Origin of the sequence: Enterobacter hormaechei subsp. hoffmannii (assembly GCF_001729745.1) — a bacterium.
GTDB classification, from domain to species: Bacteria; Pseudomonadota; Gammaproteobacteria; order Enterobacterales; family Enterobacteriaceae; genus Enterobacter; species Enterobacter intestinihominis.
On the sequence record NZ_CP017186.1, the window covers coordinates 377,265 to 398,038 of the forward strand.

At 54.3% G+C, this 20,774-nt stretch carries 21 protein-coding genes, 1 tRNA gene and 2 rRNA genes; 12 read left to right on the plus strand and 12 right to left on the minus strand.

Annotation, left to right across the window (positions count from 1 at the left end; all coding sequences use genetic code 11):
- The first annotated feature begins 42 nt into the window (after positions 1 to 42).
- Positions 43 to 2,947 (plus strand): 23S ribosomal RNA (locus tag BFV65_RS01800).
- Positions 2,948 to 3,016: 69 nt separating this feature from the next.
- Positions 3,017 to 3,132 (plus strand): 5S ribosomal RNA (rrf, locus tag BFV65_RS01805).
- Between the two features lie 244 nt (positions 3,133 to 3,376).
- Here rrf and BFV65_RS01810 read toward each other — a convergent pair.
- Positions 3,377 to 3,452: transfer RNA gene (locus BFV65_RS01810), tRNA-Phe, on the minus strand.
- Positions 3,453 to 3,621: 169 nt separating this feature from the next.
- On the opposite strand from BFV65_RS01810, the gene BFV65_RS01815 reads away from it, so the two are divergent.
- Positions 3,622 to 4,467: an AraC family transcriptional regulator gene (locus tag BFV65_RS01815; RefSeq protein WP_069596160.1), complete on the plus strand. Its 846-nt coding sequence runs from the start codon at positions 3,622 to 3,624 to the stop codon at positions 4,465 to 4,467.
- A gap of 35 nt (positions 4,468 to 4,502) precedes the next feature.
- Complete coding sequence (locus BFV65_RS01820) at positions 4,503 to 5,093, plus strand: LysE family translocator (RefSeq protein WP_023299118.1); 591 nt, start codon at positions 4,503 to 4,505, stop codon at positions 5,091 to 5,093.
- Here the strand turns inward: BFV65_RS01820 and BFV65_RS01825 are convergent.
- From BFV65_RS01825 to aspA, 5 genes are all read right to left on the minus strand, one after another.
- Positions 5,090 to 5,665: a transcriptional regulator gene (locus BFV65_RS01825; protein WP_022646797.1), complete on the minus strand. Its 576-nt coding sequence runs from the start codon at positions 5,663 to 5,665 to the stop codon at positions 5,090 to 5,092. The two genes, BFV65_RS01820 and BFV65_RS01825, sit on opposite strands and share 4 nt — an antisense overlap.
- A gap of 49 nt (positions 5,666 to 5,714) precedes the next feature.
- The gene (locus tag BFV65_RS01830) at positions 5,715 to 7,418 is read right to left on the minus strand and encodes a protein-disulfide reductase DsbD (protein ID WP_045620950.1); all 1,704 of its coding nucleotides are present in this window, start codon (positions 7,416 to 7,418) and stop codon (positions 5,715 to 5,717) included.
- On the minus strand, positions 7,394 to 7,717 hold the full coding sequence (gene cutA, locus BFV65_RS01835; protein WP_003855908.1) for a divalent cation tolerance protein CutA: 324 nt from the start codon (positions 7,715 to 7,717) through the stop codon (positions 7,394 to 7,396). The genes BFV65_RS01830 and cutA overlap by 25 nt, the downstream gene beginning before the upstream one ends.
- A 113-nt stretch (positions 7,718 to 7,830) precedes the next feature.
- Complete coding sequence (locus tag BFV65_RS01840) at positions 7,831 to 9,132, minus strand: anaerobic C4-dicarboxylate transporter (RefSeq protein WP_008502949.1); 1,302 nt, start codon at positions 9,130 to 9,132, stop codon at positions 7,831 to 7,833.
- A gap of 116 nt (positions 9,133 to 9,248) precedes the next feature.
- Positions 9,249 to 10,685 (minus strand): aspartate ammonia-lyase, encoded by a 1,437-nt coding sequence (gene aspA / locus BFV65_RS01845; RefSeq protein ID WP_003855923.1) that lies wholly within the window; start codon positions 10,683 to 10,685, stop codon positions 9,249 to 9,251.
- A 335-nt stretch (positions 10,686 to 11,020) separates the two neighbouring features.
- Between aspA and BFV65_RS01850 the strand changes: the two genes are divergently transcribed.
- Positions 11,021 to 11,485 carry an FxsA family protein gene (locus tag BFV65_RS01850; protein ID WP_003855925.1) on the plus strand — a complete coding sequence of 155 codons (465 nt, stop codon included), beginning with the start codon at positions 11,021 to 11,023 and terminating at the stop codon, positions 11,483 to 11,485.
- Positions 11,486 to 11,508: 23 nt separating this feature from the next.
- On the opposite strand, the gene yjeH is transcribed toward BFV65_RS01850, so the two are convergent.
- Positions 11,509 to 12,756, minus strand: coding sequence for an L-methionine/branched-chain amino acid transporter (gene yjeH / locus BFV65_RS01855; protein ID WP_023299120.1), 1,248 nt, complete (start codon positions 12,754 to 12,756; stop codon positions 11,509 to 11,511).
- Between the two features lie 178 nt (positions 12,757 to 12,934).
- Between yjeH and BFV65_RS01860 the strand changes: the two genes are divergently transcribed.
- Together BFV65_RS01860 and groL are read left to right on the plus strand one after the other, a co-directional pair.
- Positions 12,935 to 13,228: a co-chaperone GroES gene (locus BFV65_RS01860; protein WP_003855929.1), complete on the plus strand. Its 294-nt coding sequence runs from the start codon at positions 12,935 to 12,937 to the stop codon at positions 13,226 to 13,228.
- 39 nt (positions 13,229 to 13,267) lie between these two features.
- Positions 13,268 to 14,914 carry a chaperonin GroEL gene (groL, locus tag BFV65_RS01865; protein WP_006810416.1) on the plus strand — a complete coding sequence of 549 codons (1,647 nt, stop codon included), beginning with the start codon at positions 13,268 to 13,270 and terminating at the stop codon, positions 14,912 to 14,914.
- 141 nt (positions 14,915 to 15,055) lie between these two features.
- On the opposite strand, the gene BFV65_RS01870 is transcribed toward groL, so the two are convergent.
- Positions 15,056 to 15,517: a YjiG family protein gene (locus tag BFV65_RS01870; protein ID WP_022646800.1), complete on the minus strand. Its 462-nt coding sequence runs from the start codon at positions 15,515 to 15,517 to the stop codon at positions 15,056 to 15,058.
- A complete protein-coding gene (locus BFV65_RS01875) occupies positions 15,514 to 16,161 on the minus strand; it encodes a nucleoside recognition domain-containing protein (RefSeq protein WP_038415111.1) in 648 nt (215 codons plus the stop codon). Before BFV65_RS01875 ends, BFV65_RS01870 begins: the two co-directional genes overlap by 4 nt.
- A gap of 234 nt (positions 16,162 to 16,395) precedes the next feature.
- On the opposite strand from BFV65_RS01875, the gene BFV65_RS01880 reads away from it, so the two are divergent.
- Complete coding sequence (locus tag BFV65_RS01880) at positions 16,396 to 16,749, plus strand: DUF4156 domain-containing protein (protein WP_022646802.1); 354 nt, start codon at positions 16,396 to 16,398, stop codon at positions 16,747 to 16,749.
- Between the two features lie 65 nt (positions 16,750 to 16,814).
- Here the strand turns inward: BFV65_RS01880 and epmB are convergent, their stop codons facing one another.
- Positions 16,815 to 17,843 (minus strand): EF-P beta-lysylation protein EpmB, encoded by a 1,029-nt coding sequence (epmB, locus tag BFV65_RS01885; protein ID WP_022646803.1) that lies wholly within the window; start codon positions 17,841 to 17,843, stop codon positions 16,815 to 16,817.
- 40 nt (positions 17,844 to 17,883) lie between these two features.
- Here epmB and efp point away from each other — a divergent pair, with 40 nt between their 5' ends.
- From efp to ecnB, 3 genes are all read left to right on the plus strand, one after another.
- A complete protein-coding gene (efp, locus tag BFV65_RS01890; protein WP_003855940.1) occupies positions 17,884 to 18,450 on the plus strand; it encodes an elongation factor P in 567 nt (188 codons plus the stop codon).
- 57 nt (positions 18,451 to 18,507) lie between these two features.
- Positions 18,508 to 18,639 (plus strand): entericidin A/B family lipoprotein, encoded by a 132-nt coding sequence (locus BFV65_RS01895; RefSeq protein ID WP_006810410.1) that lies wholly within the window; start codon positions 18,508 to 18,510, stop codon positions 18,637 to 18,639.
- Positions 18,640 to 18,747: 108 nt separating this feature from the next.
- The gene (ecnB, locus tag BFV65_RS01900) at positions 18,748 to 18,894 is read left to right on the plus strand and encodes a lipoprotein toxin entericidin B (RefSeq protein ID WP_006178941.1); all 147 of its coding nucleotides are present in this window, start codon (positions 18,748 to 18,750) and stop codon (positions 18,892 to 18,894) included.
- Between the two features lie 37 nt (positions 18,895 to 18,931).
- Here ecnB and BFV65_RS01905 read toward each other — a convergent pair whose 3' ends face one another.
- On the minus strand, positions 18,932 to 19,531 hold the full coding sequence (locus BFV65_RS01905) for a helix-turn-helix transcriptional regulator (protein ID WP_063841699.1): 600 nt from the start codon (positions 19,529 to 19,531) through the stop codon (positions 18,932 to 18,934).
- A gap of 262 nt (positions 19,532 to 19,793) precedes the next feature.
- On the opposite strand from BFV65_RS01905, the gene sugE reads away from it, so the two are divergent.
- Entirely contained in the window at positions 19,794 to 20,111 is a 318-nt protein-coding gene (gene sugE, locus BFV65_RS01910; protein ID WP_015572453.1) for a quaternary ammonium compound efflux SMR transporter SugE, read from the plus strand.
- On the opposite strand, the gene BFV65_RS01915 is transcribed toward sugE, so the two are convergent.
- Positions 20,108 to 20,638, minus strand: coding sequence for a lipocalin family protein (locus tag BFV65_RS01915; RefSeq protein ID WP_032625173.1), 531 nt, complete (start codon positions 20,636 to 20,638; stop codon positions 20,108 to 20,110). The two genes, sugE and BFV65_RS01915, sit on opposite strands and share 4 nt — an antisense overlap.
- Between the last annotated feature and the right edge of the window lie 136 nt (positions 20,639 to 20,774).

Genomic DNA, 20,774 nt, shown 5'->3' on the forward strand with positions numbered 1-20,774 from the left:
TCAAATTTTCGCAATCAGAAGTGAAACATCTTCGGGTTGTGAGGTTAAGCGACTAAGCGTACACGGTGGATGCCCTGGCAGTCAGAGGCGATGAAGGACGTGCTAATCTGCGAAAAGCGCCGGCGAGGTGATATGAACCTTTGACCCGGCGATGTCCGAATGGGGAAACCCAGTGCAATTCGTTGCACTATCGTTAACTGAATACATAGGTTAACGAGGCGAACCGGGGGAACTGAAACATCTAAGTACCCCGAGGAAAAGAAATCAACCGAGATTCCCCCAGTAGCGGCGAGCGAACGGGGAGCAGCCCGGAGTCTGAATCAGCTTGTGTGTTAGTGGAACGGTCTGGAAAGTCCGACGGTACAGGGTGATAGTCCCGTACACGAAAGCACACTTGCTGTGAACTCGAAGAGTAGGGCGGGACACGTGGTATCCTGTCTGAATATGGGGGGACCATCCTCCAAGGCTAAATACTCCTGACTGACCGATAGTGAACCAGTACCGTGAGGGAAAGGCGAAAAGAACCCCGGCGAGGGGAGTGAAAAAGAACCTGAAACCGTGTACGTACAAGCAGTGGGAGCCTCTTTATGGGGTGACTGCGTACCTTTTGTATAATGGGTCAGCGACTTATATTCTGTAGCAAGGTTAACCGTATAGGGGAGCCGAAGGGAAACCGAGTCTTAACTGGGCGTTAAGTTGCAGGGTATAGACCCGAAACCCGGTGATCTAGCCATGGGCAGGTTGAAGGTTGGGTAACACTAACTGGAGGACCGAACCGACTAATGTTGAAAAATTAGCGGATGACCTGTGGCTGGGGGTGAAAGGCCAATCAAACCGGGAGATAGCTGGTTCTCCCCGAAAGCTATTTAGGTAGCGCCTCGTGAATTCATCTTCGGGGGTAGAGCACTGTTTCGGCTAGGGGGCCATCCCGGCTTACCAACCCGATGCAAACTACGAATACCGAAGAATGTTATCACGGGAGACACACGGCGGGTGCTAACGTCCGTCGTGAAGAGGGAAACAACCCAGACCGCCAGCTAAGGTCCCAAAGTCATGGTTAAGTGGGAAACGATGTGGGAAGGCACAGACAGCCAGGATGTTGGCTTAGAAGCAGCCATCATTTAAAGAAAGCGTAATAGCTCACTGGTCGAGTCGGCCTGCGCGGAAGATGTAACGGGGCTAAACCATGCACCGAAGCTGCGGCAGCGACACTATGTGTTGTTGGGTAGGGGAGCGTTCTGTAAGCCGTTGAAGGTGTGCTGTGAGGCATGCTGGAGGTATCAGAAGTGCGAATGCTGACATAAGTAACGATAAAGCGGGTGAAAAGCCCGCTCGCCGGAAGACCAAGGGTTCCTGTCCAACGTTAATCGGGGCAGGGTGAGTCGACCCCTAAGGCGAGGCCGAAAGGCGTAGTCGATGGGAAACAGGTTAATATTCCTGTACTTGGTGTTACTGCGAAGGGGGGACGGAGAAGGCTATGTCAGCCGGGCGACGGTTGTCCCGGTTTAAGCATGTAGGCGGAGGTTCCAGGTAAATCCGGTACCTTGTTAACGCTGAGGTGTGATGACGAGGCACTACGGTGCTGAAGTGATAAATGCCCTGCTTCCAGGAAAAGCCTCTAAGCATCAGGTAACACGAAATCGTACCCCAAACCGACACAGGTGGTCAGGTAGAGAATACCAAGGCGCTTGAGAGAACTCGGGTGAAGGAACTAGGCAAAATGGTGCCGTAACTTCGGGAGAAGGCACGCTGATATGTAGGTGAAGCCCCTGCGGGCGGAGCTGAAATCAGTCGAAGATACCAGCTGGCTGCAACTGTTTATTAAAAACACAGCACTGTGCAAACACGAAAGTGGACGTATACGGTGTGACGCCTGCCCGGTGCCGGAAGGTTAATTGATGGGGTTAGCGGCAACGCGAAGCTCTTGATCGAAGCCCCGGTAAACGGCGGCCGTAACTATAACGGTCCTAAGGTAGCGAAATTCCTTGTCGGGTAAGTTCCGACCTGCACGAATGGCGTAATGATGGCCAGGCTGTCTCCACCCGAGACTCAGTGAAATTGAACTCGCTGTGAAGATGCAGTGTACCCGCGGCAAGACGGAAAGACCCCGTGAACCTTTACTATAGCTTGACACTGAACACTGGTCCTTGATGTGTAGGATAGGTGGGAGGCTTTGAAGCGTGGACGCCAGTCTGCGTGGAGCCAACCTTGAAATACCACCCTTTAATGGCTGGTGTTCTAACGTAGACCCGTAATCCGGGTTGCGGACAGTGTCTGGTGGGTAGTTTGACTGGGGCGGTCTCCTCCCAAAGAGTAACGGAGGAGCACGAAGGTTGGCTAATCCTGGTCGGACATCAGGAGGTTAGTGCAATGGCATAAGCCAGCTTGACTGCGAGCGTGACGGCGCGAGCAGGTGCGAAAGCAGGTCATAGTGATCCGGTGGTTCTGAATGGAAGGGCCATCGCTCAACGGATAAAAGGTACTCCGGGGATAACAGGCTGATACCGCCCAAGAGTTCATATCGACGGCGGTGTTTGGCACCTCGATGTCGGCTCATCACATCCTGGGGCTGAAGTAGGTCCCAAGGGTATGGCTGTTCGCCATTTAAAGTGGTACGCGAGCTGGGTTTAGAACGTCGTGAGACAGTTCGGTCCCTATCTGCCGTGGGCGCTGGAGAATTGAGGGGGGCTGCTCCTAGTACGAGAGGACCGGAGTGGACGCATCACTGGTGTTCGGGTTGTCATGCCAATGGCACTGCCCGGTAGCTAAATGCGGAAGAGATAAGTGCTGAAAGCATCTAAGCACGAAACTTGCCCCGAGATGAGTTCTCCCTGAGACCTTGAGTCTCCTGAAGGAACGTTGAAGACTACGACGTTGATAGGTCGGGTGTGTAAGCGCAGCGATGCGTTGAGCTAACCGATACTAATGAACCGTGAGGCTTAACCTTACAACGCCGAAGCTGTTTCGGCGAAGAGACAGACACGATTTTCAGCCTGATACAGATTAACAGAATTTGCCTGGCGGCTTTAGCGCGGTGGTCCCACCTGACCCCATGCCGAACTCAGAAGTGAAACGCCGTAGCGCCGATGGTAGTGTGGGGTCTCCCCATGTGAGAGTAGGGAACTGCCAGGCATCAATCAGAAAGAACCCCGTACCGGAAGGTGCGGGGTTTTTTGCTTTGTGCACGGAAAAACATGCCGGATGGCGGCTTCGCCTTATCTGGCCTGCGGGTTTTGTAGGCCCGGTAAGCGCAGCGCCCCCGGGCAATGCTGGCTGCGCGACCTCATCGGGAAGAGATACAGGAATAAATTTAAGGTAAGGTTTTGATAAGCGCAGAAAAGCAAAAACCCAGCCATAGGCTGGGTTCTTTAAATAGTGGTGCCCGGACTCGGAATCGAACCAAGGACACGGGGATTTTCAATCCCCTGCTCTACCGACTGAGCTATCCGGGCAACGGAGCGCATTAAACCGCAATCGCGCGCGATCGTCAACATTATTTCGGGAAAAGCTGTTCAACTGCTTAAGTTTGCGGCAATCTGTCCGTTTGTGCGCTGAAAATGCACAAATCTTCCAGACAGTTCAGGCAAGATGTGACAATGCTGACGGTAAGAGGAGGGCAGTATGGCAAACGACTGGCTTGAGCTGCGTCAGCATGCAGAAACAGGTATTGAGACAATTAAGGCGCATTTCGAAGGACACGCCTTTGATCCCCACTGGCATGATAGCTATCTGGTCGGAATAACCCTTTCCGGTACGCAGCAGTTCCACTGTCGCCGTGAACGCCACCGTAGCCAGCCGGGCGATGCTTTTTTACTTGAGCCTGGTGAAATTCATGACGGTGATGCACCGGTAGAGGGTGGCTTTACTTATCTGACCTTTTATCTGGATGAACACTGGCTCACCCGTACGCTTCAAGGGCTGTATGACTCTACTCCCGGGAGTTACACCCTCCACTTTGCCCAAACGCTGACGCGAGAGCCTCAGCTGGTGCGCGCTATCGGTGATACATTTGCCTCGCTGCATAACGATGAGATGAAGATCGTACAACAGAGCACAATGGATAACCTGCTCACTAAGATTACAGCCCACTGCCACTGGCGGAAGAAACTCCCGTCGCAGTTACAAAGCTCCGCTGTGGCGCATCGTGCCCGCGACTATCTCTATGCGCATATCGGCGAGAACGTGGGGCTGTCAGACCTTGCGCGGGAGACGGGGACGGATCGCTTTGCGCTCACCCGCTGCTTTAAGCGCGAATTTCACCTTGCGCCGCACGCCTGGCTTATCCAGCTGCGCCTGGCAAAGGCCCGACAGATGCTGGCGTATGGGGAACTGCCTGTTGATGTGGCGACGGCAGTAGGTTTTGCCGATCAAAGCCATCTTGGTCGCTGGTTCCAGCGGGCGTACCGTATTTCTCCGGCACACTACCGTCGGTTGTGCACAAACCTTCCAGACGTTTCCAGAAAATAACGGCACATTCATGGCTCTACTAAAAGGAGCCACCTGTGAATTTAATACCCTTCCTGCTGTTTGCATTTGTCGCCTCGATTACGCCGGGGCCAACCAATATTTTGGTACTGGCTAACAGTCAGCACTTTGGCGTAAAAAATACGATTCCTGCGATCCTGGGCGGGTGTATTGCCGCCAGCGCTATTGTTCTGGTTTCAGGCGCTGGGGCAGGAGAAGTGTTACGCCAGTATCCGCTGATACGTCAGGTGATGAGCTGGGCGGGCGTGCTGTGGCTTTCCTGGATGAGCTGGCAGCTGTTTAGCGCCCCGGCCGCGAATCTCTCCTCCAGGCGTCATGTTCGATTTACCGCGCGGGCGGCGGCGTTATTACAGGTTGTAAACCCAAAAACCTGGATGATGGCGCTGGCCGTCGTCAGCCTGTTTGCTCCGGCAAGCGACCATGCATTACGGGATATTTCGCTGATGGCGCTATGGTTTCTGGCGATCTCAGTGGTCTGTTTGTTGTGCTGGGCGTGGCTGGGGAAGGCGGTGAACCGGATTTTCCGCACCACCGTGGCGATGGTGCGATTTCAACGTGCAATGGCGCTGTGTTTGTTTATTTCCGCCTGGACGGGAATGCTGGCTTAGGTCAGTGCACCACCCATACGACACTGCGCAAACCGCAAAATATCTTCCGCCAGACGGTGCGCCGTATCCACATCCGCCTGGCTACGGTTCACCAGCATGCGGCTCAGGCAACCTTCCAGCACCAGCTCCATCTGCTTCGCGACCATTGCCGGATCATCCACTTCAAGTGTGGTCAGCAGCTCGTGTGTGAACTCGTGCGCGGCTCGTTTTTGCTGATCTGCCAGCTGATGGATGGGGTGTCCGGGATCGGGGAAGTAGGTGCAGGCGGCGATAAACAGACAGCCTGGGTAACGGTTGTTGGTGACACACTCCGTCAGTGCGGTATAGCGTGCCAGCAGCTTTTGCTCGGTGGTCAGCTCTTCATTCAGCATCAGTTGCCTGCGCCAGATATCCACCTGCTGGCTGAGATAGCGCAGGGCATCATACAGCAGCGCCTCTTTATCCGGCCAGAAGCGCTTAAGTTCATCCAGAGGGTAATCGATACGGTCGGCTACCATCTCAAGCGTGGTGCTGGCGATCCCTTGAATCTCAAGTAATTGCAGGGCTTGTCCCAGTACGTCTTCGCGTTGCACGGTTATCTCCTCCGCTATTCCCAACGGTTTGTCCCGTCTAAAGTGTTGTTTACGGTTGGCGATTGCGCAAATGCGCGTTGAATGCCGTCGCGTCCATAAACCCGGTTACACGCTGCGTCAGCTGTTCTTCCCCCTGTTCATTGAAGAACAGGATGGTAGGCAGCCCGAGAACGTTAAGTTGCTTCAGCAGAGCCTTATCCTGCGCGCTGTTGGCGGTAACGTTCGCCTGGAGCAGAACGGTATCGCTCAGCGCATGTTGTACCTGCGGATCGCTGAAGGTGTATTTTTCAAACTCTTTGCAGGCCACGCACCAGTCGGCATAGAGATCGAGCATGACCGGTTTGCCTTTCGCCTGCACCAGGGCGCGGTTAAGGTCATCCACGTTTTTAATCTGTATAAAATTCAGATGAGCCTGCGTCTGATCTGTCGGGGTGCCAAACGCCCAGTCCTGTAACGGACGGACGCTCACTAGCGCGGCCGCCAGCAGAAGGATCTGTAGCAGGCGCATCCACGGTTTCTTCGCACCCAGACTCACGATAAATGCCCAGCTGAAGAAGGCCACGCCGAGCATAGCCCACAGACGCGTACCCCACACATCACCGATGATGCGTTCCAGCAGGAAGACCGGTAGCGCCAGAATGACAAAACCAAACGCGGTTTTCACTGTCTCCATCCACGGGCCGCTCTTCGGCAGCAGACGATTGCCAAATACCGTCACAAGGATCAGCGGCAGACCCATGCCGAGCGCGTAAAGGTACAGCGTGCCGCCGCCGAGCCAAAGGTTGCCGCTCTGGGCAATGTATAACAGGATGGCGCTCAGCGGCGCGGTGGTGCAAGGGGAGCAAATCAGCCCGGCGATGGCACCCATGGCGAACACGCCGCCCGCAGAGCCCCCCTGCTGACGGTTGCTCATTAGCGTCAGACGGGTTTGCAGGGAAGAGGGCAGTTGCAGAGTGAACAGGCCAAACATCGACAGCGCCAGCAGAATAAACACTGCTGACAGTCCGATAAGCACATAGGGGTGCTGAAGGGCGGCCTGGAACTGCAACCCGGCAGCGGCGACCACGAGGCCGAGCGCCGTATAGGTTAACGCCATGCCCTGCACATAGATAAAGGCCAGCAACAGCGCGCGGGCGGTGGAAAGGCGTTGCTTACCACCCAGCACGATGCCAGAGATAAGCGGGTACATAGGCAGTACGCAGGGCGTAAAGGCGATGCCGATACCAATCAATAACGCCCAAAGCGCTGAGAACGGAAGGTCTGAAGCGGCTTCGCCTTCACCCCTCACACTGGCCATTTCCCCTGAGGGGAGAGGGGAGGCCGCCGCTTTCACTTCGCTAAGCGGAACGACCTTTGTTTCAGGGGGATAGCAGAAGCCCGCATCGGCGCAGCCCTGATACGTCACCGTCAGGGTAGCGCCTTTATCCGCCTGATTCACCGTGACGGGCACGCTTAAGCGCTGGCGATAAATTTCACTTTTACCGTAGAACTCGTCCTCGTGCCATTCGCCAGCGGGCATCTGCAATGCGCCGACGTCAGCCTTTGCCGGCGTGATGCTGACCTGCTTGCGATAGAGGTAATAACCCTCTTTCACCTGCCAGGTGAGGCTGAGATCGTGCTGGTTTTGCTGAAAGTCGAAAACGAATGCCTGGTCGGCAGGAATAAAGTTCGAACGGCCGGGCGCGTCAAACAACCCGGCAAAAACTGACGTGCTGCACAGCAGCAGGATCAGCGTAAAGAAGCGTTGAGCCATGAGAGATAATCGTTATCGCCGTGGACCACTGGCAGCACCAGCAGCTCCGGGGTTTGGTAAGGATGATGAGACTTGAGGCAGTCGAGGAGCGCCTGCTGGTTGGTCAGATTGGTTTTGAGCAACATCTGGACTTCGTACTCTTGCTCCAGCTTGCCTTCCCAGTAATAAAGGGAGGTGGCGCCGGGAAGTAGCGTGACGCAGGCAGCCAGTTTTTCGGCCAGCACTTTGGCGGCGAGATCCTGGGCAGAAGCTTCATCAGGGGCGGTACACAGTACAACAACAGCATCAGGCGTGTTCACGAGTCGACCTCCTCATCACGAAAGTCTTCACTATATCACGCCATGTGATTGGTCATTAATGAAACGGGCCGCAGCGCGGCCCGTTTTTAACTATTTTTACAACGGCTAACCGTTTACAGCACAATGCCGCCGATGATAAAGCCGAGGACCACGCAGAGCGTAATCGCCACCACGCCCGGGATGAGGAACGCGTGGTTAAACACGTATTTACCGATACGGGTCGAGCCGGTGTCATCCATCTCAACCGCGGCCAGCAGGGTTGGGTAGGTTGGCAGCACGAACAGGGCGGAAACCGCCGCGAAAGAGGCAATCGCCGTCAGCGGCGTCACGCCCAGCATCAGTGCCGCAGGCATTAGCGCTTTGGTGGTCGCAGCCTGGGAGTACAGCAGCGTTGCGGCAAAGAACAGCACCACCGCCAGTAGCCACGGATAGTTGTGCAGCAGGTCGCCTGCAACTGTCTGGATATCGCTGATGTGCGCTTTCACGAAGGTGTCACCGAGCCACGCCACACCCAGCACGCACACGCAGGCGCTCATACCGGATTTGAAGGTGCTGGCGTTCAGCACTTCGCTGGTGTCGATTTTACAGGTGATACTGATCAGCGTCGCGATGGTCAGCATAAATACCACAATCGCTTCGTTACGCGGCAGAACCGGGTTCTGGATCAGACCTACCGTATCGCTGATGGCGGTCGCGTAGAACATCACGGCGACGATACCAATCAGGAACAGCAGCACGGAGCGTTTTGCATGCGGCTTCAGCTCAAAGACCTGGCTACCGCGCAGGCTCACTTCACCTTTTGCCAGGCGCTCCTGGTAAACCGGATCGTCTTTCAGCTCGGCGCCGAGGAAGTTACACAGCACGGCAGTGATCATTACCGCAATCAGCGTGACCGGAATACAGATCGCCAGCAGCGTCAGATAACTTACGCCCATCGGCTCGAGAATACCCGCGAAAAAGACCACCGCCGCGGAAATGGGCGAGGCGGTGATCGCAATCTGGGAGGCGACTACAGCAATAGAAAGAGGGCGAGACGGGCGAATACCCTGCTCTTTCGCCACTTCGGTGATGACCGGCAGCGTGGAGAAAGCGGTATGGCCAGTACCGGCGAGAATGGTCATAAACCAGGTCACCAGTGGGGCAAGGAAGGTGATGTATTTTGGATGACGACGCAGCATACGCTCCGCCAGGCTCACCAGGTAGTCCATACCGCCAGCAACCTGCATGGCCGCAATGGCAGCGATAACCGCCATGATGATTTCGATAACGTCAAAAGGGATTGCGCCGGGTTTAATCTGAAAGATCAGGGTAAGTACGAGCACGCCGAGACCGCCGGCAAAGCCGATGCCGATACCCCCGAGTCGTGCGCCCAAATAAATCGCCAACAGGACGATGACGAGTTCTGCTCCAAACATAAAGACCTGCCTTGCTTATTAACAAGTTGATATTGAATTGTTGTGTTTTGGTAACGGCCATAAAGAAAAAAGGCACGTCACAAGTGACGTGCCTTTCGGAAGCTTAGCCTGAACGGTTACTGTTCGCTTTCATCGGTATATCGTTTCGCTTTATATGCCGGGTGCATCAGGTTCTGGGCGGAGAAGATATCGTCCAGTTCGGCTTCGGTCAACAATCCTCGCTCGAGAACCACCTCACGCACGCTCTTACCGGTTTCGGCACAAATCTTCCCGACGATATCGCCGTTGTGGTGGCCGATGAACGGGTTGAGGTAGGTGACGATGCCGATTGAGTTATAGACGTAGCCTTCACACACTTCTTTATTCGCGGTGATGCCGTTAATGCATTTTTCCAGCAGGTTGTAGCAGGCGTTGGTCAGAATGTGGATAGATTCAAACATCGCCTGGCCAATCACCGGCTCCATTACGTTCAGCTGGAGTTGACCGGCTTCGGAGGCCATGGTGACGGTCGTATCGTTACCAATAACCTTGAAGCAAACCTGGTTCACCACTTCAGGCACCACCGGGTTCACTTTAGCTGGCATGATGGATGAACCCGCCTGCAACTCTGGCAGGTTGATTTCATTCAGGCCAGCGCGCGGACCGGAGGAGAGCAGGCGCAGGTCGTTACAGATTTTGGACAGTTTCACCGCCAGACGTTTCAATGCGCTGTGCACCATCACGTAGGCGCCGCAGTCTGAGGTGGCTTCAATCAGGTCTTCTGCAGGCACAACCGGCAGGTTGGACACTTCAGCCAGCTTCTGTACCGCCAGCTGCTGATAGCCATCCGGGGTGTTCAGGCGTGTACCGATGGCGGTAGCGCCCAGGTTCACTTCCAGCAGCAGTTCGGACGTGCGCAGCAGGTTTTTGGTCTCTTCGTTCAACAGCACGTTAAACGCGTGGAACTCCTGGCCGAGGGTCATTGGCACCGCGTCCTGCAGCTGGGTACGACCCATTTTCAGGATGTCCTGGAACTCAACGGCTTTACGCTGGAAGCCATCACCCAGCTGATTAATCGCGTCGACCAGTTTGACGACAGAGGCATACACCGCGATGCGGAAGCCGGTTGGGTAGGCGTCGTTGGTGGACTGACATTTGTTAACGTGGTCGTTCGGGTTCAGGTACTGGTATTCACCTTTCTGATGACCCATCAGCTCCAGGCCGATGTTTGCCAGCACTTCGTTGGTGTTCATGTTGACGGAGGTGCCTGCGCCGCCCTGATAGACGTCAACCGGGAACTGATCCATGCATTTGCCGTTGTTCAGCACTTCATCGCACGCGGCGATAATCGCATTTGCAGCGCTTTTAGGAATGGTTTGCAGCTCTTTGTTTGCCAGAGCCGCGGCTTTTTTTACCATCACCATGCCACGCACAAATTCAGGGATGTCGCTGATTTTGCTGTTGCTGATGTAGAAGTTTTCAATCGCTCTCAGAGTGTGAACACCATAGTAGGCATCCGCTGGAACTTCCCTGGTACCCAACAAATCTTCTTCGATACGAATGTTGTTTAACATGTGAACCTTCTTTTCAAGCTGCCGATGGATTGTACTAAACACACAGTAGATATGTGGTTTTGAATATTTTATGACCGACGATTATTCCCTCAATCGGCCAGATGTTCGAGATCATATGCTGATGATAGCGAATTGCCGTAAGCTGGATCACTTATTATCGACCCGATTTCATGATAATTATTAATCTGTGAAATATGTCACCGCTTTAATATTTCCAGAAAAAATATCCGTGCAAACCGATTGAATTTTGGCTAACCGTCACCATTTCTTATCTACGCGCTTCGCGAACACATTCAGTCAGGGGCCAGAAGGCACCTGCCACACAGGAGATGCCAGTGCGCTGGATACCATTTATTGCTTTCTTTCTTTATGTTTACATTGAGATTTCCATTTTCATCCAGGTTGCCCATGTGCTGGGCGTCCTGCTGACGCTGATTCTGGTGATCTTCACCTCCGTCATCGGCATGTCGCTGGTGCGCAATCAGGGTTTCAAAAATTTCCTGTTAATGCAGCAGAAGATGGCCGCAGGTGAAAGCCCGGCCGCCGAGATGATCAAAAGCGTGTCGCTGATTATTGCTGGCCTGCTGCTGATCCTGCCGGGCTTCTTTACAGACTTCCTCGGCCTGCTGTTGCTGTTGCCGCCGGTGCAGAAGCATCTGACCATGAAGCTGCTGCCGCATCTGCGTTTCAGCCGTATGCCAGGCGGTGGTTTCAGCACCGGCCCGGGCGATACCTTTGAAGGGGAATATCAGCGTAAGGATGAGCAGCGCGACCGGTTAGATCATAAAGACGATCGGTAAGTTTCTTGCCCGGTGGCGCTCGCTCACCGGGCCTGCGGATTTTGCCGCTTCGGTAAAAACACCCACAGCCCCGCCAGCATGACGATGGCGTACACACTCTTCCATCCCACCATCGCCAGCAGCAGCAGGCACAGGACACACCCGATAGCCGCCAGCGCCTTAAAGCGTCCTTTCAGTAGCCGACAGCCCGCCAGCATGCACAACAGATAGATCATGATGAAAATACCGTTGGCGTAGATAATCAGCGCGTCAAGGTTGATGTCGAGGAGATAAATGGCCAGGGAACTCACCACGCAGCAGCCCAGTACGGTATTCAGCGCATTCACCGGAAGCTGACGCTTTGACAGGCGTGAGAGGGGGCTATCCGGTTTATAAAGTGCCTGAGACCACACCAGCCGGGCGAAGCTCTGAATATAGATGTTGAGGCTGGCAAAGCAGGCGAGATAGCCAATCACGCAGGCTACCCACAGGGCTTTAACGCCAAACAGCTGCACCACGATGCCCGGCAGCGACGCGGCGGCGGCTTTCTCTTCACCGAACGCGTTGAAGTGCAGCACCAGTACGGTACAGGCCCAGTACACGGTGCCCGCCAGCAGCAGGCCAATCATCAGGGCGCGGGGAAAATCACGCTCGGGCTGTTTAAACTCGGATGCCAGATGAGCGAACGCCTCCAGACCGACGAAACACCAGAACATGACGGATAGTGCAGCGAAAAGCTGTGTGTGGTCGATGTCATTAATCGCGGGGAAAGGAATATCCGCCACCGTAATGTCACCCGCAAACCAGATGGCGACGATCAGCGCGACGATTAACACGGCGACCAGCGTTTGCAGGTTGGCGCTGGAACTGGCCCCGCGTGAGCCAACCCACCAGATAATCGCCAGCGTGCCGAGTTCAGCCAGCAGCAGCTGTTCATCGTGCCAGCCAAACAGCGCCTGTCCGAAGCCGGTTGCGATATGCAGGGCTGCCGGAAGGCCAACGGGTATCACCGACAAAAATAGCCAGCCGGTGACGCGTTCCATTCGCGGCCCAAACGCCATGCCGACAAAATGCGCTACGCCGCCTGCGCTCGGGAAGTGCCGCCCGAGTATGGCAAAGACAATCGCCACCGGAAACACCAGCACGATCAGCACCGGCCATGCCCAAAGACTGTTATTGCCGGCAACCAGCGCCGCCAGCGCGGGAACCGCAAAAACGCCCGTGCCTAACAAAGACGTTGAGAGTAAGCCAATGCCCTGCGCCAGCCCCAACTCCTGCCTGAGTCCACTCATTTACCTCGTCCCGCCACCATCAAAAGAGAGTGGATGGTAACACTTTCGCAAATTTTTTTTCGATTACCCCTTGAAGGGGTAAAAAGCTATCCCCATCTCTCAGGGCACTAGCCGGAAAACCGCATGCGGACCGGCGTCATCCATAACTGATAATGACTTTCTCAAAGGAGAGCTATCAATGAGTATTCGTCCGTTACATGATCGTGTGATCGTCAAACGTAAAGAAGTTGAAACCAAGTCTGCTGGCGGCATCGTTCTGACCGGTTCAGCAGCAGCAAAATCAACGCGTGGCGAAATCATCGCTGTCGGTAAGGGCCGCATCCTGGAAAACGGAACTGTGCAGCCACTGGACGTTAAAGTTGGTGACATCGTCATTTTCAACGATGGCTACGGCGTGAAATCCGAGAAGATCGACAATGAAGAAGTGTTGATCATGTCCGAGAGCGACATTCTGGCAATTGTTGAAGCGTAATTAACGCACGAAACTGTACGAATTTGAGGAAATAAGAACATGGCAGCTAAAGACGTAAAATTCGGTAACGACGCTCGTGTAAAAATGCTCCGCGGCGTAAACGTACTGGCAGACGCAGTGAAAGTCACTCTGGGCCCGAAAGGCCGTAACGTCGTGCTGGACAAATCCTTCGGCGCGCCAACCATCACTAAAGATGGTGTTTCTGTTGCACGTGAAATCGAGCTGGAAGACAAGTTCGAAAACATGGGCGCACAGATGGTGAAAGAAGTTGCCTCTAAAGCGAACGACGCTGCTGGTGACGGTACCACCACCGCGACCGTACTGGCGCAGGCGATCATCACCGAAGGCCTGAAAGCCGTTGCTGCGGGCATGAACCCAATGGATCTGAAACGTGGTATCGACAAAGCTGTCGCCTCTGCTGTTGAAGAGCTGAAAGCGCTGTCCGTACCGTGCTCTGACTCTAAAGCCATTGCTCAGGTTGGTACTATCTCCGCTAACTCCGACGAAACCGTAGGTAAACTGATCGCTGAAGCGATGGATAAAGTCGGTAAAGAAGGCGTGATCACCGTTGAAGACGGTACTGGTCTGGAAGACGAACTGGATGTGGTTGAAGGTATGCAGTTCGACCGCGGTTACCTGTCCCCATACTTCATCAACAAGCCAGAAACTGGCGCTGTTGAGCTGGAAAGCCCGTTCATCCTGCTGGCTGACAAGAAAATCTCCAACATCCGCGAAATGCTGCCAGTGCTGGAAGCCGTTGCGAAAGCAGGCAAGCCGCTGGTAATCATTGCTGAAGACGTTGAAGGCGAAGCGCTGGCGACTCTGGTGGTTAACACCATGCGTGGCATCGTGAAAGTGGCAGCGGTTAAAGCACCTGGCTTCGGCGATCGTCGTAAGGCGATGCTGCAGGATATCGCTACCCTGACCGGCGGTACCGTGATCTCCGAAGAGATTGGTATGGAGCTGGAAAAAGCGACCCTGGAAGACCTGGGCCAGGCGAAACGCGTTGTGATCAACAAAGACACTACCACCATCATCGACGGTGTGGGTGAAGAAGCCGCTATTCAGGGCCGTGTTGGTCAGATCCGTAAGCAGATCGAAGAAGCAACTTCCGATTACGACCGTGAAAAACTGCAGGAGCGCGTAGCGAAACTGGCAGGCGGCGTTGCGGTAATCAAAGTTGGTGCTGCGACCGAAGTTGAAATGAAAGAGAAGAAAGCACGCGTTGACGATGCCCTGCATGCGACCCGTGCTGCGGTAGAAGAAGGCGTAGTTGCTGGTGGTGGTGTCGCGCTGGTGCGTGTAGCCGCTAAACTGGCTGGCCTGACCGCTCAGAACGAAGACCAGAACGTAGGTATCAAAGTTGCGCTTCGCGCAATGGAAGCCCCTCTGCGTCAGATCGTGTCCAACGCCGGTGAAGAGCCATCAGTAGTTGCGAACAACGTGAAAGCGGGCGAAGGTAACTACGGTTACAACGCAGCAACTGAAGAATACGGCAACATGATCGACTTCGGTATCCTGGACCCAACTAAAGTTACCCGTTCTGCTCTGCAGTACGCGGCATCTGTAGCTGGCCTGATGATCACGACCGAATGCATGGTAACCGACATGCCTAAAGGCGACGCGCCTGACTTAGGTGCTGCTGGTGGTATGGGCGGCATGGGTGGCATGGGCGGCATGATGTAATCATGTTGTTCTGAACCTCTCAGAATGAACCCCGGGCAGCGATGCCCGGGGTTTTTTATTGCCCGTCGAGCCGTTACTCAAACAAGATGTGCATGGCGGAAGAGATGCGGTTCCAACACTGAAAAATCCATTTTTATCTCCTCAGAAGAGTAGCTGCATCACCCACATCGAGAGCAGGGCGTTGATGACGCAGACAGCGATGATGTGCGGGTAATATTTCGGGTTCACGCCCGCGGTGCCGAGGCAGCGGCCCGTGTTTTGCACCGGATTGCCCATCAGGTAGATGGCGGGCAGCAGGATGGTGGCATCATGGCCGCTGAGCGTGCCGGCGACGACCAGGCTGGCGCAAACCCCCACGCCGCCGCCCATGCTCATCACCGAGGCCAGAAGTACCGTTGCCGCCGCACCCGGAAGCCCCCACAGGGCCATGATGGGCTCGCATACCCTGCCGACAATATCCAGCAGGCCGGTCACCTTAAGCGCCTGAATGATGACAAACGCCATGACCACGTTCGGCAGCAGGCTGGTGGTGGCGATGGTAAAGCCGCGGCGGGCGCCATCGATAAACAAGTCCATGATATTTTTACGCGTCTGGGCGATCATTTTTCCTCCTGAACGCGACGAACTTCCATGTGGGCGATCCACAGTCGCAGGAAGTTCGCGCCAACGAATTTGAACACCAGAATGACCGCCAGCGGCGCGATCACCGGGACGGTAATAAAGGTAAAAAGTGCGGCACCGGAAGAAAAATAGTTGGTAATAATGGCGCTACCGCTGGTCTGGAAGGTGGCGAAAATGGCGCGTTCATGGTCAGTAATCGCCCCTTCGTCGGTCAACTCTTTGGTCATCCCTGCGGCTGCATCGGTATTTTGCAGGTTGGCGATAAGCGCCAGAGAGCAGATGCCCGGCACGCCGAGCAGCGGGCGCAGAATGGGCGTCATGAGCTGTTGTGCGGCGCGCAGCCCGCCCAGCCCCTCGGTAACGGCAATGATCCCGAGCGATAAAATGACTGAGGGCGCCAGTTCAAGGGCAAACAAAAAACCGTCTTTCGCTCCTGTGCCACCCTCGCCGCGAAACGTTAGGGCGCCGTTCACCGGTCCAAAGCTGCCGTTCAGAACGGTAAAATCCAGCACGCGCCACCATTCAGTACTTTTGGCGAAAAAACCTGAGAAAAATACGATGGTGAGCACGAACGCCAGATAGCCCACCCAGGTTACTTTTTCCTCTCCTGAGGATGATGCACTCATGAAACCCCCTTTTTTTTAGTCCCGTACAAAAGTTGTACGTCGCATCACTAAAAACGATCGGGGGCTAAAACACGATATCCCAAAGGTTATTATCAGAATTCATTTAAGATGTCGGAGGAGTGCCAGCGGAATCTGGCTCGCAGAAATGCTCAGCATTTTTCTTTTGGTCATCTTTTTAGTATAAGGTTTACACGCGGACAACTACTGTCCAGCTTATTGAAAACGAGGAATAACATGCGCATAAAAGTCTGTGCAGGGATTGTAGGTGCAGCATTGCTGCTGGCGGGTTGTAGCACCAGCAATGAGCTGACGGCAGCGGGCCAGAGCGTTCGCTTTGTGGAAGATAAGCCGGGCAGCGAATGCCAGCTGTTAGGCACCGCCTCTGGCGAGCAAAGCAACTGGATGTCAGGGCAGCACGGCGAGGAGGGCGGCTCTATGCGCGGTGCGGCCAATGCCCTGCGTAATCAGGCTGCGGCAATGGGCGGCAACGTGATTTACGGGGTGAGCAGCCCGACGCAGGGTATGCTGTCCAGCTTTGTGCCAACCGCCAGCCAGATGAACGGCCAGGTCTATAAGTGCCCGAACTGATATAACATTTTGATGGCGCTGCCGCTTTACCTGTAGGCAGGTAAGCGTAGCGCCACCTGCTTTTTTTACTGCTGCCGCAGCTGCAAATCCAGCGGCGTCTTACTCGGCTCTCCGCCAATCTCACGTGCCAGCTTCGGCACCATATAACCTGAAACCAGCGTTAACAGCTCGCGCATAATCTTCCGGGCCTCTTCATCCGTCACCATGAAGTGCGCCGCGCCCTGGACGCGATCCAGAACATGCAGGTAATAGGGCATTACGCCCGCATCAAATAAGGCATTGCTGAGATCGGCCAACACGTGGGCGCTGTCGTTCACGCCGCGCAGTAATACGCTCTGGTTGAGCAGCGTCACGCCTGCCATTCGCATACGCGTCATCGCCGCACGAAAGTCCGCGTCAATTTCATTTGCATGGTTGATATGGTTTACCAGCAGCACCTGTAAACGGGACTGCTCCAGGCGCGTGACCAGGGCGTCGGTGATACGCGCCGGGATGACGATCGGTAAACGGCTGTGAATGCGCAGACGCTTAATGTGCGGGATGGTCTCAAGTTGAGTCAGCAGCCAGTCCAGCTCATGATCTTTTGCCATCAGCGGGTCGCCGCCGGAAAAGATGATTTCATCCAGTTCCGGATGCGCTGCGATGTAGTCCAGCGCCACCTGCCAGTTGCGCTTATTACCCTGATTTTCGGCGTACGGGAAGTGGCGACGGAAGCAATAGCGGCAATTTACCGCGCACCCGCCCTTAACCAGCAGCAGGGCACGATTGCGGTATTTATGCAGTAAACCCGGTACAACACTGTTCTGCTCTTCCAGCGGATCGGTGCTGTATCCGGGGGCGGTAATAAACTCATCCTGAGAGGTCAGCGTTTGTTTTAATAATGGATCATCAGGGTTACCCTTTTCCATTCGGGCAACAAACGCGCGGGGAACGCGCAGGGCGAAAAGGCGCTTCGCCTCACGGCCTGCACGCAACGCTTCGTGCTGTTCGAGGTCTAAAAGACGCAGCAATTCATCAGGACTGGTGATTACATCGGCAAGTTGCGATAACCAATCTTCTCTGGACGGGGTGTTTAGGGTTACAATATGCGCCATTTTGTGGCTTAGCTACCAGTTAACAAATTTAGAGGGCCTTATGGCAACGTACTATAGCAACGATTTTCGTGCTGGTCTTAAAATCATGATGGACGGCGAACCGTACGCGGTTGAAGCCAGCGAATTCGTTAAACCAGGTAAAGGCCAGGCATTTGCGCGCGTTAAGCTGCGCCGCCTGCTGACCGGTACCCGTGTTGAGAAAACCTTCAAATCTACTGACTCCGCTGAAGGCGCTGATGTTGTCGATATGAACCTGACTTACCTGTACAACGACGGTGAGTTCTGGCACTTCATGAACAACGAAACCTTCGAGCAGCTGTCTGCGGACGCGAAAGCGATTGGCGACAACGCCAAGTGGCTGCTGGATCAGGCTGAGTGCATCGTGACCCTGTGGAACGGTCAGCCTATCGCGGTTACGCCGCCGAACTTCGTTGAGCTGGAAATCGTTGAAACCGATCCAGGTCTGAAAGGTGATACCGCAGGTACTGGCGGCAAGCCTGCCACCCTGTCTACCGGCGCTGTGGTGAAAGTGCCACTGTTCGTACAGATCGGTGAAGTGATCAAAGTGGATACCCGCTCCGGCGAATACGTATCCCGCGTGAAGTAATTTACGTCATGATTAAAGGCGCAGCGCCCGCTGCGCCTGATTTTGCAGGCAGGGAAGATGAAACGTACCGTTAAAATTCTGCTTCTGTTAGCGCTCTCCAGCGCAATTCTCTCCGGCTGCAACACCGCGCGTGGCGTGGGTGAAGATATCCAGGATCTCGGCCATATCATTTCCCATGCGGCCAGCTAATTCCGTCTAATTTTCCTAAAAATTCTTCCTTTTCCGTCAAACGGCAAGATTTTGTCTATTCTTAAGTTGCTATACACAAAATAACTTTGGCTATAAAAGGAAGATATTATGGTTAAGAAAACAATTGCAGCGATCTTTTCTGTTCTGGTGCTTTCTTCGGTACTGACTGCATGTAACACCACCCGTGGCGTAGGGGAAGATATCTCCGACGGTGGTAGCGCGATTTCTGGCGCAGCAACTAAAGCTCAGAACTAATGTAAGCGACGGTACGGCAAGTTCTTACACCGTACCGTCAATTCTCCACTTCCTGTAGCGATAAAAACGGCGAGTAGCGCGTATCCATATGCAGCTTCATGCGGATATTGCGTTTGTACGTGTATACCGTTTTTCCGTTAATGCGAAGATTGCTGGCAATTTTCTGGTTGCTCGCACCATCCATCCACAAGGTCAGAACTCTTTCTTCCTGACGCGTCAGCAACGGTGCCGCCATTTTCGGTAGATCCGCGCTCGCGCATGACGTTAGCGCGTCGTTTATCACCGCCGCCAGTGCTTCCAGATCGGTATTTTTGGAGAGCGAAGACCATATCGGGAACTGCGCCAGATAATCAGTCATCTCCTGCTCCTGCCCTGATTGCAGCATAATAAAAGGCAGTGTTTCGCTGGCAATTAGCAGGGAGGAAAGCTGCTGAAAATGGTGTAAATCCTGCCGGAAGCCAGATAAATCAGCGATGACCAGCGCAGGTTTCCATTGCAGGATATGCTCTCTGGCGAGGAAAAGATTATTTACCCCGGTTACGACGAAATGACCCGAAAACAGGTCTGAATGATTGACCCAGGCTTCAAATCCCGCGCGGGTGAAGTGACAACGGTCAATCAAAAGAATTTTGAACATAAAATTTTCGCAGTCGGCTAGTGGTTTGGCTTCCTGCCATCAGAAAGCCTATCATCATAGAGAAGTCGGATGAGTCATAAATGCCTGAACTACGTGCCTTACTGAGGCTATTTCTTGCTTTAAGGTGTTCAGCAGAAAAAGTTTGAAAAAAAATTCCACGCTAACCAAAATAAGAGGCGCAACTTCTGCCTTGCGGGACGACCCGTAAGCGCTTCACTCATCGGGGACGGCCCCAACTTGTCTTTAAGTTAAGGAGCCTGAAATGTCCTGGATCGTTCTTGTTATTGCTGGTTTGCTCGAAGTGGTATGGGCAATTGGTCTGAAATACACCCACGGTTTTACCCGCCTGACGCCCAGCGTCATCACTATCGCCGCAATGATTGTCAGTATCGTCATGCTTTCATGGGCGATGCGAACCTTACCGGTCGGCACAGCTTACGCTGTCTGGACGGGAATTGGCGCGGTAGGGGCTGCCATTACCGGCATTCTGCTGCTGGGGGAGTCTGCGAGTCTGGCGCGCATCGCCAGCCTCGCGTTGATTGTCGCGGGTATCATCGGGTTAAAACTCAGTACGCACTAATGCGGCTGTTTTACCCAGATTAACTTCGTCACATCAAACCCTTGCCGGGTCGCTATGTCCAGCATCTGCTGTTTCATTTCCGCCGAGATCGTTGGCGTGCGGGAGAGGAGCCACAGATAGTTGCGATCCGGCCCACAGACCAGCGCGTGGCGGTACTCTCTGTCCAGCGCAATGACGTTATACCCGCCGTAGTATGGGCCGATGAAAGAGGCTTTCATGGCCGCGCGGTTAGATGCGCCGGTGAAATAGGCCTGACCAACTGACTGCTGCCACATCTGGCGATCCGGGTTATAGCCGCGGTTAATGACCCGGATCCCGCCGTCATCCATCGCGCTGTAGCTGACCGTGACTTTTTCTAAGCCCCGTTCGAACTGATGGTCCAGTCGGGCGATTTCATACCAGGTGCCGAGGAAGCGCTGTGCGTCGAAATTACTGACTACCGTGACGCCAGGCGGAGGAGTAGGGGAACTGCAAGCAACCACTAAAAACGCGGCTGTTACTGCGGCAATAACAGGCAGAATGCGCATAGGAGTTTCCTTACTGTTTTTTGTTAAGTGTAGATGACAGCAGGGAAAATGAGGGAGATTGTGCAGGGTGTTTTGCCGGGTGGCGGCTTCGCCTTACCCGGCCTACAAAGTTCATGCGTTGTGTAGACCGGGTAAG

What these genes read in the sequence shown, in the direction of transcription:
- BFV65_RS01830 (WP_045620950.1), bottom strand. Translation starts at nt 7,418, where the DNA reads ATGGCTCAACGCTTCTTTACGCTGATCCTGCTGCTGTGCAGCACGTCA.
- yjeH (WP_023299120.1), bottom strand. Translation starts at nt 12,756, where the DNA reads ATGAGTGGACTCAGGCAGGAGTTGGGGCTGGCGCAGGGCATTGGCTTA.
- BFV65_RS01860 (WP_003855929.1), top strand. Translation starts at nt 12,935, where the DNA reads ATGAGTATTCGTCCGTTACATGATCGTGTGATCGTCAAACGTAAAGAA.
- BFV65_RS01870 (WP_022646800.1), bottom strand. Translation starts at nt 15,517, where the DNA reads ATGATCGCCCAGACGCGTAAAAATATCATGGACTTGTTTATCGATGGC.
- BFV65_RS01875 (WP_038415111.1), bottom strand. Translation starts at nt 16,161, where the DNA reads ATGAGTGCATCATCCTCAGGAGAGGAAAAAGTAACCTGGGTGGGCTAT.
- BFV65_RS01895 (WP_006810410.1), top strand. Translation starts at nt 18,508, where the DNA reads ATGAAACGTACCGTTAAAATTCTGCTTCTGTTAGCGCTCTCCAGCGCA.
- efp (WP_003855940.1), top strand. Translation starts at nt 17,884, where the DNA reads ATGGCAACGTACTATAGCAACGATTTTCGTGCTGGTCTTAAAATCATG.
- BFV65_RS01915 (WP_032625173.1), bottom strand. Translation starts at nt 20,638, where the DNA reads ATGCGCATTCTGCCTGTTATTGCCGCAGTAACAGCCGCGTTTTTAGTG.
- BFV65_RS01880 (WP_022646802.1), top strand. Translation starts at nt 16,396, where the DNA reads ATGCGCATAAAAGTCTGTGCAGGGATTGTAGGTGCAGCATTGCTGCTG.
- BFV65_RS01815 (WP_069596160.1), top strand. Translation starts at nt 3,622, where the DNA reads ATGGCAAACGACTGGCTTGAGCTGCGTCAGCATGCAGAAACAGGTATT.
- BFV65_RS01905 (WP_063841699.1), bottom strand. Translation starts at nt 19,531, where the DNA reads ATGTTCAAAATTCTTTTGATTGACCGTTGTCACTTCACCCGCGCGGGA.
- aspA (WP_003855923.1), bottom strand. Translation starts at nt 10,685, where the DNA reads ATGTTAAACAACATTCGTATCGAAGAAGATTTGTTGGGTACCAGGGAA.
- ecnB (WP_006178941.1), top strand. Translation starts at nt 18,748, where the DNA reads ATGGTTAAGAAAACAATTGCAGCGATCTTTTCTGTTCTGGTGCTTTCT.
- BFV65_RS01840 (WP_008502949.1), bottom strand. Translation starts at nt 9,132, where the DNA reads ATGTTTGGAGCAGAACTCGTCATCGTCCTGTTGGCGATTTATTTGGGC.
- sugE (WP_015572453.1), top strand. Translation starts at nt 19,794, where the DNA reads ATGTCCTGGATCGTTCTTGTTATTGCTGGTTTGCTCGAAGTGGTATGG.
- epmB (WP_022646803.1), bottom strand. Translation starts at nt 17,843, where the DNA reads ATGGCGCATATTGTAACCCTAAACACCCCGTCCAGAGAAGATTGGTTA.
- groL (WP_006810416.1), top strand. Translation starts at nt 13,268, where the DNA reads ATGGCAGCTAAAGACGTAAAATTCGGTAACGACGCTCGTGTAAAAATG.